The organism is Pleomorphochaeta caudata (assembly GCF_055395745.1).
The window spans coordinates 2017997-2034570 of the sequence record NZ_AP042458.1; the positions used below are offsets into that span (position 1 = coordinate 2017997).

Annotated in this window: 11 protein-coding genes; all 11 read left to right on the forward strand. The window is 27.8% G+C overall.

Going from position 1 to position 16574, the window contains the following annotated elements; all coding sequences use genetic code 11:
- Positions 1–176: 176 nt before the first annotated feature.
- The 11 genes from ACZ5RS_RS09445 to tpiA all read left to right on the forward strand — a co-directional run bounded on the left by ACZ5RS_RS09445 (position 177) and on the right by tpiA (position 16561).
- Positions 177–1760: a hypothetical protein gene (locus tag ACZ5RS_RS09445; protein ID WP_464634770.1), complete on the forward strand. Its 1584-nt coding sequence runs from the start codon at positions 177–179 to the stop codon at positions 1758–1760.
- Positions 1757–2797 carry a (E)-4-hydroxy-3-methylbut-2-enyl-diphosphate synthase gene (gene ispG / locus ACZ5RS_RS09450; RefSeq protein WP_464634772.1) on the forward strand — a complete coding sequence of 347 codons (1041 nt, stop codon included), beginning with the start codon at positions 1757–1759 and terminating at the stop codon, positions 2795–2797. The genes ACZ5RS_RS09445 and ispG overlap by 4 nt, the downstream gene beginning before the upstream one ends.
- A complete protein-coding gene (gene uvrA, locus ACZ5RS_RS09455) occupies positions 2787–5618 on the forward strand; it encodes an excinuclease ABC subunit UvrA (protein ID WP_464634774.1) in 2832 nt (943 codons plus the stop codon). Before ispG ends, uvrA begins: the two co-directional genes overlap by 11 nt.
- Positions 5619–5621: 3 nt before the next feature.
- Positions 5622–8738, forward strand: a complete 3117-nt coding sequence (locus ACZ5RS_RS09460) for a hypothetical protein (protein ID WP_464634776.1) — start codon at positions 5622–5624, stop codon at positions 8736–8738.
- On the forward strand, positions 8729–9730 hold the full coding sequence (locus ACZ5RS_RS09465) for a PhoH family protein (protein WP_464634778.1): 1002 nt from the start codon (positions 8729–8731) through the stop codon (positions 9728–9730). Before ACZ5RS_RS09460 ends, ACZ5RS_RS09465 begins: the two co-directional genes overlap by 10 nt.
- Positions 9723–11969: an HD family phosphohydrolase gene (locus tag ACZ5RS_RS09470; RefSeq protein WP_464634780.1), complete on the forward strand. Its 2247-nt coding sequence runs from the start codon at positions 9723–9725 to the stop codon at positions 11967–11969. The genes ACZ5RS_RS09465 and ACZ5RS_RS09470 overlap by 8 nt, the downstream gene beginning before the upstream one ends.
- Before the next feature lie 53 nt (positions 11970–12022).
- Complete coding sequence (gene ybeY, locus ACZ5RS_RS09475) at positions 12023–12490, forward strand: rRNA maturation RNase YbeY (RefSeq protein WP_464634782.1); 468 nt, start codon at positions 12023–12025, stop codon at positions 12488–12490.
- Position 12491: 1 nt separating this feature from the next.
- A complete protein-coding gene (locus tag ACZ5RS_RS09480; RefSeq protein ID WP_464634784.1) occupies positions 12492–13253 on the forward strand; it encodes a hemolysin family protein in 762 nt (253 codons plus the stop codon).
- A gap of 278 nt (positions 13254–13531) precedes the next feature.
- Complete coding sequence (gene gap / locus ACZ5RS_RS09485; protein ID WP_464634786.1) at positions 13532–14536, forward strand: type I glyceraldehyde-3-phosphate dehydrogenase; 1005 nt, start codon at positions 13532–13534, stop codon at positions 14534–14536.
- 77 nt (positions 14537–14613) lie between these two features.
- Positions 14614–15792, forward strand: coding sequence for a phosphoglycerate kinase (locus tag ACZ5RS_RS09490; RefSeq protein ID WP_464634788.1), 1179 nt, complete (start codon positions 14614–14616; stop codon positions 15790–15792).
- A gap of 16 nt (positions 15793–15808) precedes the next feature.
- On the forward strand, positions 15809–16561 hold the full coding sequence (tpiA, locus tag ACZ5RS_RS09495) for a triose-phosphate isomerase (protein WP_464634790.1): 753 nt from the start codon (positions 15809–15811) through the stop codon (positions 16559–16561).
- The last annotated feature ends 13 nt before the right edge of the window (positions 16562–16574 follow it).

Here is a 16574-nt window from a genome sequence, read left to right on the forward strand (position 1 = left end):
TAACTATATTTATAGCTGTTTGATAACATAAGAGAAAAAATGATGACGTTGCAAAAGCAACAAAGTTGTTAAATAATGCAAATTCTTACATATAAATTAGTATTATTCTTTATTTTCTGTTATAATTAACTTAGATACAGGGAATTGGTTTCGTTGAAAACTTTTTTGGAATAAATATGAATAAAAGTTTAAAACTATTAACTTTGTTCAACCAAAGAGCAAAGCTCCTATACTTAAATGGGTATACAAAATTTCAAATTCTAAATGAATTAAGAGATTTTTATGAAATCGGAAATAATGATAATTTAACTAAAATTGAAATTGATAATGCTATTTTCAATAGAGTTGATGAGCTTAATTTAGATAGAAAAATTAAACAACATTTATGTAATAATTTATTTTTAAATGATGATATTGATTTGCTATTTGCTAAAATAAATAAAAAATGTCTTAATGTAAAATTAAATAATTTTAAAGAATTTGAGATTATAGATAGTTTATTAGATAATCCAAGAATTCCTGCAGTAGAAGATATAACTTTATCTTCTTCAATTTCTATTTATGATAAGCCTTTTAATGGTAAAAAAATTACAAAAGAGAGTTACTTGGATTTAATTAATGGTATATTAGAAGATTGTAATAAACATAATAAAGAAAATATGCTTGATAATTTGTTATTATTTGAAAATGCCTTTAATTACTTAGAATATTCAATTTCTGATGTTCATGATAGAACTGAAATTTATCAAGAATTAACAATACTATTATCAAAATTAGCGGTTTTATATGATTTAGAAGATTTTGTAATTATGAAATATTTTGAATTATTTAAAACAAAATTCCTAAGAGATTTAACCTATATAAATGATAATAAATATATTTTTAAAGTAATGAGAAATCTTTATTCAAATATAAATTTTAAACATTTTATTTTATTCTTCTCATATTTTGTTGAAAATTATTCTTCAAAAATGATTAAAGAAATAATTAATGATTTTGAAAAAGATGTATTTTTAAAGAAAAATGATAAATTAATAGCTATTAATAATATTTTAATATTTAATAGTTCAGATAAAAAAGCATTTATGGAGAATGTAAATAGTAAAAAACAAATTAGTAATATTGAAAAAGATTTATCAATATTAGAATTTGCTATTAACTTTGAAGATAAAGATAGGATTAGATATTATTGGCAAAAATTAATGTATGATGAAGATTATTATCTATATAAAGATGCTTTATCAGATATAAGAGATATTGTTGATAATTTTGATCGAATCGAAGCCTTAGAAAAACATATGAAAAAAGTTAACAGAAATAACTTTGAAAAACTAATTATTGAAGTAGAACAATTAAACTATTTAAATAGAAAAGCTTATTCTTGTGCACTTACTAGAATTTGTAATGAACAACTTGATACAAAAAATTTTAATTTTTATTTTTTGTTAATTTTAATTAGTTTAGGGTTAAAGGATAAAGCTACAATTTATTTTTATCATAATATAAATTATATTGATTTAAAAAAAGAAAATACTGAAACTATATTTTGTTATGCAAATATTTTGTTTTTAATTAATTATTTTGATTTTTCAATTGCTCTATTAGTTAAATTGTTGAAAGAAAGTATTGATACTGATACTTCAATATTTTCTTATATTATATTAGAATTGAGGATAATGAAAAATTTGATAATCCCACTTGTTAATGATGACAATATAGAAAGTATTTTAAGTGAGTATGATAAAAAGGGAATTGTATGAATGATCCGATAATAGCGACAGTAAGAGATATAAAAATTGGTAAAGGTTATCCTGTATCTATACAAACGATGTATGATAGTCCTGTTCCTTCAAAAAAGGAAGATTTAGATAATTTATTAAGTAGAATGAATACCTTAGCTCTAATGGGTTGTGATATTATGCGTTTTTCATATCCAAATGATAGAGATAGAAAAGCTTTTGAATATTTAAACCAAAAATCACCTATGCCCTTAGTTGCTGATATACATTTTGATTTTAAAATGGCTTTAGCTGCATTAGAATGTGGTTTTAGCAAGATAAGAATTAATCCAGGCAATATTGGTGCAAGATGGAAAGTTGATGAAGTAGTTAGAGCTGCTAAAGATAAAGGTGCAGCAATTAGAATAGGGTTAAATTCAGGATCATTACCTAAAGGAATTGGAGACCATCCTACTATAATGGTAGACAATGCTCTAAAGTATTTGGAATGGTTTGAAGAGCTAGATTTTTATAATACTGTTGTATCTTTGAAATCAACAAATTTAGAAGAAACTAGAATTGCAAATGAAAGATTTGCAAGTAAAAGTAATTATCCACTTCATATTGGAGTTACTGAAGCAGGTTCTGTAGTTTCTTCCGTTGCAAGATCAACCTGGGTTTTAGGTAATCTATTAAAGCAAGGAATTGGTAACACTTTAAGAGTTTCAATAACAGGAGACATCGAAGATGAAGTTTTTGCTGGAGTTGAAATATTAAGAACTCTTGGATTAAGAGAAAAAGGTGTTAGAATTATTAGTTGTCCAAGATGTGGACGTAATTCTTTTGATTCAATTGGCTTTTTAAAAACTGTGGAAAAAGATTTATTAACTATAGATAAAGATATTTCTGTTGCAATTATGGGTTGTCAAGTTAATGGCCCTGGTGAAGCCAAAGAAGCCGATTTTGCAATAACAGGAATTGGTAATAAAGTTTTCTTATACAAAAAAGGTAAATTGAGTTTAGAAGTAGATGTGAATGATGCAAAGCAAGCTTTGCTAGAGGCTATAAATGGGGAATAATAAGTTAATTATTAAAGGCGCTAGTGAACATAACTTAAAATCAGTAAACTTAACATTAGAGAAAGATAAATTTATTGTAATTAGTGGTTTAAGTGGAAGTGGAAAAAGTTCATTAGCCTTTGATACTATTTTTGCAGAAGGGCAGAGAAGATATGTTGAGAGTTTATCTGCTTATGCAAGACAATTTTTAGGGCGATTAGAAAAACCAGCTGTTGATTATATTGAAGGATTATCTCCTTCAATTGCTATAGAGCAGAAATCAACAAATAATAACCCTAGATCAATTGTAGGGACTATTACAGAAATATATGATTATTATAGATTATTATGGGCAAGAGTTGGAAAGGCTTTTTGCCCGATTTGTAATAGAGAAATAACAGAAATGAGTATCGACCAAATTATTGATGCAATATATCAATATGATGAAGATACAAAATTAATTGTAAGTGCTCCTGTTGCTAGAGGCAGAAAAGGGGAATACAAAAAAGTATTTGAAGATGCTAGAAATGCAGGTTTCCAAAGAGCAAAAATCGATAATAAAATGTTTATGCTTGAGGATGTAGTACAGCTAGATAAAAATTATAAACATGATATAGATATTGTTGTAGATAGATTAATTTTAAATAAAGAATCTAGAACAAGATTATCTGATTCTCTTGAAACAGCTATTGAAATGACCAATGGTCTAGTAAAGGTTACTTTCTTAATTACTGAAGATGATAAGAGAATTGAAAAAGATGAAGTTTATTCACAAAAAAATAGTTGTCCTCATTGTGGAATTACTTTTGCAGATTTAGAGCCTAGGTTATTTTCATTTAATAACCCTTATGGAGCTTGTCCAACTTGTAAAGGTATTGGAATTGTAAGTGAATTTGATTTTGATTTGATTATACCTAATACAAATTTAAGTATAAATGAACATGCAATAAAAACTCATAATCCTCAAGCAAGTTGGAATAAATCTATGTTTGAAGCTTTAGCAAAAGAATTGAATTTTTCTTTAGATACTCCAATTAATAAATTGCCTAAAAAGATATTAGATACAATTCTATATGGGTATAAGAAAAAAATTGCTGTAAATTATGAAAGTGAATTTGGAAATCAACTTATATATAAGAAATATGAAGGTGTAATAAAAGAATTACAAAGAAGATACTATCAAACTACAAGTATGAATATGAAGAGTTGGTATGATTCTTTTAAATCTCATAAAACTTGTCCAACTTGTAAGGGAAAAAGATTAAGAGAAGATGCTTTACATGTTTTTGTTGGTGGTAAAAATATAATGGAAGTTACTTCCTATTCAATAAAAGATAGTATTGTTTTCTTTAATAGTCTTAAATTGAATGAAACAGAACAAAAGATAGCAAAAGAGATCTTAAAAGAAATAAGAAATAGATTATCTTTCTTAGATAATGTTGGTTTATCTTATCTAACGCTTGATAGAAATAGTGGAACCTTAAGTGGTGGAGAAGCTCAAAGAATTAGATTAGCAACTCAAATTGGTTCAGCCTTAACTGGGGTAATGTATGTTTTAGATGAACCTTCAATTGGGTTACATCAAAAAGATAATGAAAAATTAATTAATTCTTTAAAACAATTAAGAGATATTGGAAATACTTTAATTGTAGTTGAGCATGATGAAGCAACAATTAGAGAAGCTGATTATGTAGTAGACTTAGGCCCTGGAGCTGGAGTTCATGGTGGTGAAATTATAGCTGAAGGAACTCCTGAGGAAATTGAAAAGAATCCAAACTCTATTACAGGACAGTTCTTATCTAAAAAGCAACAAATTGAGATACCAAAAACTAGACGTAAGGGCAATGGTCAAACTATAAGAATTGAAGGTGCTAGTAAAAATAATTTATTAAGTGTTGATGTTGATATTCCTCTTGGAAAATTGAATGTAATAACCGGAGTTTCTGGTAGTGGTAAATCTACATTGTTAAATGAAATTTTAGCACCAGCTATTAGAAGAAAATTGAATGGTAAAAATTTTAATTATGATGGTTATACTAAAATAGTTGGAGTTGAGAATATTGATAAACTAATTACAATTGATCAAAGTCCAATTGGTCGAACTCCTAGATCAAATCCAGCTACTTATGTTGGTGCTTTTACTCCAATTAGAGAGTTATTTGCATCTTTACCAGAAGCAAAAGCTAGAGGCTATAAAAGTGGAAGATTTTCATTTAACGTTGCAGGTGGTAGGTGTGAAAACTGTAAAGGTGATGGAAATATTAAAATTGAAATGCATTTTTTACCTGATGTTTATGTTAAATGTGATGTTTGTCATGGTAAAAGATATAATCAAGAAACGTTATCTATAAGGTATAAAGGTAAAAATATCTATGATGTTTTAGATATGACTGTTGAAGAAGCTAAAGATTTCTTTAAACCCATTAATAAAATTAGAAGAAAATTAGAAACTCTCGATAGTGTTGGTTTAGGTTATTTAAAATTAGGTCAAAGTGCACTAACTTTAAGTGGGGGTGAAGCTCAAAGGGTTAAATTATCACTTGAGTTATCTAAAGTAAATACTGGTAAAACTTTATATATATTAGATGAACCTACAACTGGTTTGCATTTTGCTGATGTAAAATTATTGGTAAATGTTATTAATAGATTAGTAGAAAATGGAAACACTGTAATATTAATTGAACATAACTTAGATGTAATCAAAGCTGCTGATTATATTATCGATTTAGGTCCTGATGGCGGAGACGGAGGTGGTATGATAGTTGCGACTGGTACCCCAGAAGAAGTAGCTATGAATGAAAAATCCTATACAGGTCAATTTTTAAAACAAATTTTAGAATAGAATATGAAAAAAATTGTTGCTTTAGTTTTATATTTTTTAGTTTTCCTTCAAGCAATATTTGCAACTAATTTAGCACAAATAAGCTTGGAAGAGGCTAGTTATGAAGAATTAGTTATGATGTGTGAACTAAGAGGTATTACAGAACATACTTCAAGGGAACAGATGATAGCTAGTTTAAAGCAGCAATTTGAAATAGATTATCCAATAAATAATGCAGAAGATATTAATACAATTAATAGTGAAGAACAAATTAAAGATAAATTATCTTTTAATATAAATAATTCAAATTCTCTGAAAATGATAAGAGAAAATGATACTACTTTTATAATATTAGAAGGTGATATTTCTTTAAGCTTTAATGAAAGCTCTAATGATAAAAAAGAGTTAAAAGCACAAAAAATTATAATAGATGTTACAAACAATAAATTAGCTGCATTTGGTTCTGTTGAATTTATTAATAGTGAAAGTGAAAGTAATTTATTATCTCAAGCAATTGGTGGAGAAATTGTTACTTATAATTGGCAGTCAAATAAGTTTTTAGTAAGTAATGCAAATATTTCTACTCAAAGAAAAAATAGTGATAATGAAACTGTTGTATTTAGTGCAACTTCATCTTTGATGAGTCTTGATACAATTAATAATACTTTGGTATTAAATGATGGATTTATAACCACAAATCCTGATACTGCATATTCTTCTATTAGTGCAAGTAAATTTGCACTTTTAAATCATGGCGATATGTATTTGGAAAATGCAAAATTGTCTATTGGAAGAATTAATGTATTATATTTGCCATTTTTCTTTTCTCCTGGCGCAAAAATGGTAGGTAATCCAGCAATTGGGTATGAATATTCTAGAGGGGCTTTTGTAAATACTACTTTTGAAATAATAGGTAAATATCCAAAATTTGCTCAAGTAAGTACTAGTAGCTTTAATTCATTTTTAAAAAATGATAATTCTTCTGATTTATATGCCAATGGTGCTATATATAATTCTGCAGAACCTAAAAATGATTTAGATAAATGGGCAAGTGATACAAAGAGTTATTTTGCACTATTTTTAGATGCTTATGAAAATACTCCTTACTCAATAGATACAGATAAAAAAGGAAGCGTAGTTATAGGTTATGATTTTCAGTTTAATTTGATTAATAAAGCACTAACAATAGAATCAAGTGCAATAACGTCCTTTGCTAGTGATGGGCTGATTGGTGATATTACAAAGTATTCAGATTATCCAATGTTTAGGTATGATATAAGCTTTAATACTAAATTAAACTTAAAAAATGGTAATTTTAGTTTTAGTTTTCCAATTATTTCTGATCCAAAGGTTAGAAAAACTTATGGAAATAGACTATCAACTTTTACAATTGATTCACTTTGGAAATCTAATCAAAGTTTCCCAACTAATTATAGTTCAGATATTACAAAATATAGTTGGTTTCTTGATGCTAATTATTCATTAAAACCAGAAAGCCTTTATCCTTATATAACTCAAATTAATTTAAGTAGTTTAGAAGCTCAAGTAGATTATAAATGGGAAGCTGTAAATAATAATTATCTTTATAATGTAGATAAAATTACTTTCCCATCAGTCGATTTTAGCATGAATGGTACTTTGATTAATTTTAGTCAAAAGCCTAAAAAAGTAGATTTAGAAAAAACAAAGGAAGCTACATCAGAAGATAAAGATATAAATACTGATTCACAAGATTTATTAAATCTTTTATATAAATCTTCTTATAAAGAAGATAGTGTATTAAATACAAAAACTTCAGCTTTAAATGTTTTATATAATTTAGATAATGATTTTTATTATTCAGAGGATTTAAGTGATGAGGAAAAAGATTTATATAATAAAACAACTTTAAATTTTAAAACTTCAGCAAATATTGAACCTAATATAATAAAAATTGATAATAATACTAATCTAAAATATCTAATAAGAGATAATTATGATGATGAAAGTAAGTACTCTTTTAATGTGATAACCTCAAATATTATTAATTTACCTTTTATAAACTTATATTATTATTTTGACTCAATTATATATGAAAATATAAAAGAAGAAAGTAATGGAATAACTACTAATGAAATTTCACAATTCGAATTTAGTGATGATTTTATTTCTAAACATGAAATAGAATGGAAGGACACATATAATTTATTTGATGTAAAAGTAACTCCTTCATTAAAATTAGTTTTACCTCCATTAAGTTGGGCTTTTAAGCCATCATTGTTAATTAATTATAATAATTTATCAAATAAAACTATATTTACCTTTGATGTAGATTCAAATAACTTTGATTTAACTGATATTAATGATAATTTTAGTTATTCTGTTGGAAAATTTAATATGAATTTTAATTTATCCTATGATGTAGCTAATAGCTTAACCTCTACTAGATTTTTAGATTCTTTAGTATTATCTACAAACTTTGTCTACAATGATAAAGAAAATAATCAAATGCTTTCTCATTCAAGTAAATACTATGGATTATATGATGGGACTGTAGAAAATTATTTTAGCAAATTTAATTTTACTTATAAAAATTCTTTTATAAATAGCAAAATAAACTTTTTCACTGATGATAATATTTTACAATTAGATTATTTTAAAAATACAATTTCTTTTAGTGATTTTGAAAAATATTGGTGGGAAAATAGGATAGGCTTAAAATTAGATATTGATGCTACTTTTAATTATAGTTTTGTTGATAAATATTCAACATATTTTAGTTTATCTACTAATTTAAAATTTAGAATTGCAGAATTCATGTTAGTAAATCTTTCTATTAAGACTTCTAATTATGGATTTTATACATATTATGATAATAATGATAAATTCAGTTTTTCAGAAATGTTTATAGATTTGCTGAAATCCTTTGACTTTATTAATGGGGGGAGATCTGATACTCAATTTAATTTAGAAGAGATCTCTTTAGACTTTGTACATATGATGGACGACTGGGATTTGCATTGCAAATACAAGGGATCCGTTGTATTATCTAACTATAATTATCAGTGGGTACCTAGTGTATCTTTATTCTTACAATGGAAGACTCTACCTGAGTTAAACGTTGACCAAAGTTTTACTGATAATGGAGATGGATGGGAATAAATTCATATATTGGATATAGAATGGTAAGAAATATTGTTGTTGATAATTTATCAAAATTAAGAATTATTTGTGGAGTTAATGATAGAAATTTAACATATATTGAAATTTTATTAGGTATTGAAATCTTAACAAAAGGAAATTCTTTGTTTGTTGAAGATGAAGATGAAAGTAAAATAAAAATATTTGAGAATCTAATTAAGAAATTAGAAGGTTTAATTGTTAATGATAATCAAGAAATAAGTGAGAGCGAGATATTCATGGAATATCAGAGTGTAATTAACTCTCCTAATCTAGAATCAAGTGATATTGATAGTAATCTTTTTGAAGATTATAATTATATTAGTGTAAATAATAAGACAATCTTTTCAAAAACAGTAAATCAAAGCAGATTAATTAAGTCTATGCATGAGAATCAAATTTCTTTTGCTATTGGCCCTGCTGGAACTGGAAAAACTTTTTTAGCAGTAGCTTATGCATTATCACAAGTTACAAGTGGTAAAAAACAAAAAATTGTATTAACTAGACCCGTTGTAGAAGCTGGAGAAAGTTTAGGCTTTCTTCCTGGTACTTTAAATGAAAAATTAAATCCTTATATAAGGCCATTATATGACGCTATGGAGTGGATGTTACCACCTTCTATTGTTAGTAAATTAGAAACTAATAAAGTTATTGAAATTGCTCCTTTGGCTTATATGAGAGGTAGATCTCTTCATAATAGTATTATTATTTTGGATGAAGCTCAAAACACTACAATTGAACAAATGAAGATGTTTTTAACAAGAATAGGGGAAAACTCTAAATCTATTATAACAGGCGATGTAACACAAATTGATTTACCTAGAAGTAGACAAAGTGGTTTATTGCATGCAAGAAATATTTTAACAGATATTGATGGATTAGATTTTATTAATTTTACTTCTAAAGATGTCGTTAGAGCAAAAATAGTTCAAAAAATAATTGATGCATATAGTAAGGATAGTGCTAATGGATAGTAATGAGACCTTTTTTAGTAGGATTAAACCAAATAAAAATGAATTAAATGGGAAAACTATATTTTCTTTAATTGTACTCTTTGTCGGTATAATTGTTGTAATGATTGTAATGCCATATTTTGTTTCAGGTAATTTTGTTGACTCTCATGTTAATTCTTCCTCTTTACAAGAAAAACAATTAGCTCCTGAAGATTTGTATGTAAAAAGAGCTTTTGAATATGTAGATGAAAAGGCTACAGAAGAAAAAAGGACAGCTGCTCTACAAAATGTTTATCCAATATTTACATATGATATTTCAACAACTTATGAAATTATTAATAGGGTTTTAACCTTTAATAAAAATATAGATGAAAATTATTCTCAAGGATTATCTGATTTATTAATATCATTAAATCCAAGTGAAAAAAACTTATTTAACAAAACTTATCTAAATTTAACAGATAATCAAAAACAACTATTATCAACTTGGGTTTTTGAAATTTGTAAGGATGTTGTTCAAAATGGTTATTTTGATGCATCAGAGCTTGATTTAGTTAAGAATGAGAACTTTAGTAAAATTTCTATAAAAGGGCTGTTAAATGATTCTTTTAATCTTGAGAAAATAGAAGATTCTAGAGTTTATTCAGTTGATAGTTTAAATCAAAAGAGCAATATAAATTTATTGATAGATTCATATATAGAAAAAGGATCAATTTATAGTACTTTACCAGTAAATATTGTTTATTTGTCAGTTATAGGTTTATTAGAGCCAAATGTTCATTATGATTTAATATTAACACAGAATGAAAAAGAAAATACAATAAATAGTATTGAAGATGTTGTTGTTTTTGTACCATCTGGAACAAAAGTATTATCCAAAGATACTATTATAAGTGAGAAAGATTTAGAATTATTGTATCAAGTTGAAGAACATAGTGCTATGTTCTCTAATATTCAAATAATAACAAGAATATTTTTAATTATAGCAATAACTCTTTTTTCATTGTATTGGTTTTGGTCAAAGACCTCTTATACCTTTAGAAGGGTGCAATTTACTTTAGTTTATCTTTCTTCAATGTTTATATCGTTGTTAGTTTCTCTATTTATTACATATCATTTTTCTAAGAATAATCTAACAGTATTATCACCTTTATTGCCGGTGCTTTTTGGTACTTTCTTTGTAAGGAATATTACTAGTAAAAGAAAATTTGGTTTGTTATTTACAATTCAATATGCTTTATACTCTGTTTTATTCCCAGGTTCAACGTTTTTCTCTTTTTTCTATCTTAGTGCAATTGGAATAAGTTTTATTTATATAATTGTATATAACACTGATAGAATCGCTAGGATGGCAAGTATTGTTAAAGGCTGTTTAGTTGCAATAATGATGACTTTAATACTCTATGCAATCCAAGGTTATCCTTTTACTGATTTATATTTATCAATTTCATTTATTTTAATTAATATATTACTTTGTTTCCTTTTAGAGAGAATGTTTTTGCCTTTGGTTGATAATAGGTTGAATATTCCAACAATCTTTAGATTGGAAGAATTAAAGAATACTGATCAAAAATTATTAAAAAGATTAAAAATGACTGCAAAAGGTACATATAACCATAGTTTAAACTTAGCTGATTTAGCATATGAAGCTGCAAAATCAATAGGGGCAAATGCTGAATTGTGTAGAGTTGCAGCATTATATCATGATGTTGGTAAAATGGAACACCCTGAATATTTTACTGAGAACCAAGAAGACGGAGTAAATAAACATGATGAATTAACACCTTCGATGAGTGGATCTATTATTAGATCTCATGTAAAGTTAGGTGTAGATTTATGTAAAGAAATGGGACTTCCTCAAGAAATAATTGATATTATAAGTGAACACCATGGTAGTGATATAATTCAATATTTCTATAATGAAGCAAAAAAAGATAATGAAAATCCTGATTATAGGGTTGAAACAAGTGATTATAGCTATAATGGTAATCCTCCTCGTTCAAAAGAAAGTGCAATAATCATGATAGCTGATAGTGTTGAGGCAGCTTCTCGTTCTCAAAATACTAGTCCTCAAAAAGTTGGTCGTTTGATTGCATATATTGTAAGACAGAAATTTGATAGAGGGCAACTAAATGATAGTCACTTAGATTTAACTGAATTGAAAACTATTGAAAAATCTTTAGAACAATCATTAGTTGGTAAATTACATACTAGAATTAAATATCAAGATGAGATAGAAAGTTCAAATATAAGAGAATAGTAATTGACTAATAACAAAAGAATTATTAATAATTAGGAAATAAAGACAAAATAATGAATAATATAATAGATATAGAATATAACTTAGAAGAATATGAGAAAAGAATTCCTCATCAAGTAGTTGAAAAAAGAGTAAATGAAGTTTTAAAACTTTTTTCAAAGGATGATGTTGAACTTTCTATTTCTTTTGTAAGTGATGATGAAATACAAGAATTAAATAAACAGTGGCGAAATATTGATAGTCCAACAGACATATTATCTTTTGTTCAATCAGATAATGTAGATGATATGGACTTTTGGCCAACTGATAATGAAAGTAATATTTTAGGTGATATGATAATATCAATAAAAGCTATTGAAAGAAATTGTGAAAACTTTAATGTTTCATTTGATGAAGAGGTAGATAGATTGTTAATACATGGCATCTTGCACTTATTAGGTCATGATCATAAAACAAATGATAAAAATGAGCCAATGCTTGTATTACAAGAAGAAATATTATCTAAGATTAGGGAGAAATAAAGTGAGCTTTTTAAGCGACTTATTTAAAAAAAAGGATAGTACTCAAGAAGAATTAACTCAAGAGGCCGAGCGGGTTGAGCGAGAGACTATGATTAAAGGTATCGGTGAATTAGATGAAATGACAGTTAAAGAGGTAATGGTTCCTCGTATAGATGTTTCCTTTGTTAATTGTGATATATCTTTAGATGAATTTTATGATTTGATTGCTAAAGATGGCTATTCTAGATATCCTGTATTTGAAGAAAGTAATGATAATGTTATCGGTATTTTATATGCCAAAGATCTTCTTAGAAATAATATTGAAAATAATTTTAATGTAAAAAAAATCATGAGGGATGCATTCTTTGTCCCTGAAAGCAAACATTTAGACGACTTATTAAGAGAATTTAAATTAAAGAAAGTTCATATTGCTGTTGCAGTTGATGAATATGGTGGAGTTTCTGGCATTGTTTGTCTTGAAGATATCCTAGAAGTAATTGTAGGGGAGATTCAAGATGAATTTGATGAGGAAGAAGACGAAATCAGAAAAATTGATGAAACCCATTATATTGTTGATGCTAGAACCAGTATTGAAGATATAAATGAAATTTTGAAAATGAATTTAAATAATGATGATTTTGAAACAATCGGTGGCTTAGTTTTTGAAATCTTCGGTAGAATCCCGCAACGTGGTGAAAGTATAGAAATCGAAGGTAATGAATTCACTGTAGAACAGATAGAAGGTCATAAAATTATTAATATATCTATTGCAATAAATAAATAAAAAAATATTAATTAAAAAATATAAGAATTTATAGTTTTAGATATCAAAAATTTTAGTATTAATTATGTGATTTTTTGAACATTAATTGTTTTGTTATAATGAATTTATGTTCCAAGTGTGTTTTAAATTATTATTAGTTGAAAACAAATGTTGCATTGTGTTGCAATTTTGTTCAAAATTCCTATTTTTAGCATTTTTTTTTGCTAGTTCGTTGACCATTTTGTAAGGAATTAGTATTATCAAATTATAAACTAACAATAAAATCTGGAGGATTTTCCATGAAGATTGCAATTAACGGTTTTGGTAGAATTGGACGTAATGTTTTTAAGATTGCTTCCAAAAATCCAAGTATTGAAATTGTCGGAATTAACGACTTAACAGACCCAAAAACTTTAGCTCACTTACTAAAGTATGACTCAACATATGGCGTTTATGATCATGAAGTAAAAGCTGGTGAAGACTCAATTAGTGTTGACGGTAAAGCAATTCGTATTTACAAAGAACGTGATCCTAAAAATTTACCTTGGGGTGAATTAAATGTTGACGTTGTAATTGAATCAACAGGTGTATTTAGAACAGCAGAAGGTCCAAGAGGTGGTTATAAAGATCACATCACAGCTGGTGCAAAGAAAGTTATCTTAACTGTTCCTGCTAAAGACCAAATCGACCAAACAATTGTTTGCGGTGTAAATGATGATCAAATTGATTTAACTAATACTGCTTTCTCAAATGCTTCATGTACAACAAACTGTTTAGCTCCTTTAGCTAAAGTTTTAAATGATTCATTTGGTATTGAAAGAGGTTTAATGACTACTGTTCACTCTTACACAAACGACCAAGTTATGTTAGACCAACCACACCCAGACCTACGTCGTGCTAGAGCTGGTGCTGTTTCAATTATTCCTACAACAACTGGTGCTGCTAAAGCTGTAGCTGAAGTTATTCCTGAATTAAAAGGTAAATTGAACGGTTTAGCAATGCGTGTTCCTACTCCTACAGGTTCAATTGTAGACTTAGTTGTAGAACTAAAGAAAGATTGTTCTGTTGAAGAATTAAACGCTGCTGTTAAAGCTGCTGCAGAAGGCCCATTAAAAGGCATTCTAGAATACACAGAAGATCCAATCGTTTCTCATGACATTGTTGCTAACGATCATTCATCAATCTTTGATGCTTTATTAACTATGAAAATGGGTGAAAAGATGTTCAAAGTAATGAGCTGGTATGACAATGAAATGGGTTATTCAACACGTGTTGTTGATCTAGCTCTTAAAATTGCTAAATAATTAAAATTTTCCTAACAAGGAGATGGCCTGCTCTGATTTTATGCTAGGGCAGGCTTTATTTTTTAAGGAGTAAAACTATGGTATTAAATACAATCAGAGATGCAAATTTTGACAACAAGAAAGTTGTTATTCGTGTAGATTTTAATGTTCCTATTAAAGATGGTGTTGTTACCGACGATACACGTATTAAGGCAGCACTTCCTACTATTAAATATTTATTAGAACAAGGTGCTAGTCTTGTTGTTATGAGTCACAGAGGTCGTCCAAAAGGAAAGAAAGATTCTAGCTTTTCAATGGCTCCAATCGCTAAACGTTTTAGTGAATTATTAGGAAAAGAAGTAAAATTAGCTCCAGATGTAATTGGAAGTGAAGTTGAAGAATTAGTTAAATCTTTAGCTAAAGGTGAAGTATTATTATTAGAAAACTGTAGATATTACAATGAAGAAACTGATAATGATGCTGATTTCGCAAAAACATTAGCTTCTTACGGCGATGTTTATGTAAACGATGCTTTTGGTACAGCTCATAGAGCTCATGCTTCAACAGAAGGTATCTCTCATTTCTTACCTTCATATGCTGGTTTCTTAATTGAAAAAGAAGTTAAATATATGGCTCCTTTACTAAGTAACCCAGAAAAACCATTCGTAGCTATTATTGGTGGTTCTAAAGTATCAAGTAAGATTACTGTTTTAGAAAGTCTTGTAAATACTTGTGATACTATCGTTATCGGTGGTGGTATGGCTTATACTTTCTTGAAAGTTCAAGGTCAAGAAATTGGTAAAAGCTTATTAGAAGAAGATTATATTGACACTGCAAAAAGTTTCTTAACTAAAGCTGCAGAAAAAGGCGTAAAAGTTATTTTACCTGTAGACCATATTTGTGGTGCTAAATTTGATGAAAATACAAAACCTGTATTAGTTGATAGTGCAACAATTGAAGGTGACTTAATTGGTATGGATATTGGTCCAAAAACAGTTGATTTAATTGTAACTGAACTAAAAGCTGCAAAGAGTGTTGTTTGGAATGGCCCAATGGGTGTATTTGAATTTGATGCATTTAGCAAAGGTACATTAGAAGTTGCTAAAGCATTAGCAGACTGTGATGGTATTACAGTTGTTGGTGGTGGTGACAGTGTTGCTGCTATTAATAAATTCAACTTAGCAAGTAAAATTAGTCACGTTTCAACAGGTGGTGGTGCTTCTCTAGAATTCTTAGAAGGCAAAACTCTTCCTGGCATTAAAGCTTTAGAAAAATAAAAAGGAGATAAGGAAAATGAGAACCCCTTATATTGCAGGTAACTGGAAAATGAACTTAACACCTAGTGAAGGTGTAAAATTAGCAAAAGAATTAGCTGAAGCAACAAAAGGTTGTAGTGCAAAAGTTATGGTAGCTCCTAACTTTGTTACAATCCCAGGTGTTGCAGAAGTATTAAAAGATACACATATTATTGTAGCTGCTCAAAACATGAATGATAACCTAGAAGGTGCTTTTACTGGTGAAGTATCACCATTAATGCTTAAAGATTTAGGTGTAACTAATGTTATTTTAGGTCACAGTGAAAGAAGAGCAATCTATGGTGAATCTGATGAACTAATCAACAAAAAAGTTTTATTAGCTTTAGCAGAAGGTATGGATGTTGATCTTTGTATCGGTGAAACTCTTGAAGAAAGAGAAAGTGGAAAATTAGAAGAAGTATTAACTAGACAAGTTACAGAAGGCTTAAAAGGTGTTTCAAAAGAAATGATGAAACATATCACTTTAGCTTATGAACCTGTATGGGCTATTGGTACTGGAAAAACTGCTACACCTGAAGATGCAGATAGTGCACATGCATTTGTTAGAAGTATTATTGAAAAACTTTTTGATAAAACTGTTGCAGAAGATACAATTATACAGTATGGTGGTTCAGTAAAGGCAGCAAATGTTAAAGAATTAATGGCAAAAGAAAATATAGATGGAGCATTAGTTGGTGGCGCTTCATTGTCATTGGATAAATTCTTACCAATTGTTTGCTTTGACAAGTAATCTTTCGGAGTAG

Excerpts from the sequence above, each read along its gene's own strand:
- ACZ5RS_RS09460 (WP_464634776.1), top strand. The coding sequence starts at position 5,622 with ATGAAAAAAATTGTTGCTTTAGTTTTATATTTTTTAGTTTTCCTTCAA.
- ybeY (WP_464634782.1), top strand. The coding sequence starts at position 12,023 with ATGAATAATATAATAGATATAGAATATAACTTAGAAGAATATGAGAAA.
- gap (WP_464634786.1), top strand. The coding sequence starts at position 13,532 with ATGAAGATTGCAATTAACGGTTTTGGTAGAATTGGACGTAATGTTTTT.
- ACZ5RS_RS09445 (WP_464634770.1), top strand. The coding sequence starts at position 177 with ATGAATAAAAGTTTAAAACTATTAACTTTGTTCAACCAAAGAGCAAAG.
- ispG (WP_464634772.1), top strand. The coding sequence starts at position 1,757 with ATGAATGATCCGATAATAGCGACAGTAAGAGATATAAAAATTGGTAAA.
- ACZ5RS_RS09465 (WP_464634778.1), top strand. The coding sequence starts at position 8,729 with ATGGGAATAAATTCATATATTGGATATAGAATGGTAAGAAATATTGTT.
- uvrA (WP_464634774.1), top strand. The coding sequence starts at position 2,787 with ATGGGGAATAATAAGTTAATTATTAAAGGCGCTAGTGAACATAACTTA.
- ACZ5RS_RS09490 (WP_464634788.1), top strand. The coding sequence starts at position 14,614 with ATGGTATTAAATACAATCAGAGATGCAAATTTTGACAACAAGAAAGTT.
- tpiA (WP_464634790.1), top strand. The coding sequence starts at position 15,809 with ATGAGAACCCCTTATATTGCAGGTAACTGGAAAATGAACTTAACACCT.
- ACZ5RS_RS09470 (WP_464634780.1), top strand. The coding sequence starts at position 9,723 with ATGGATAGTAATGAGACCTTTTTTAGTAGGATTAAACCAAATAAAAAT.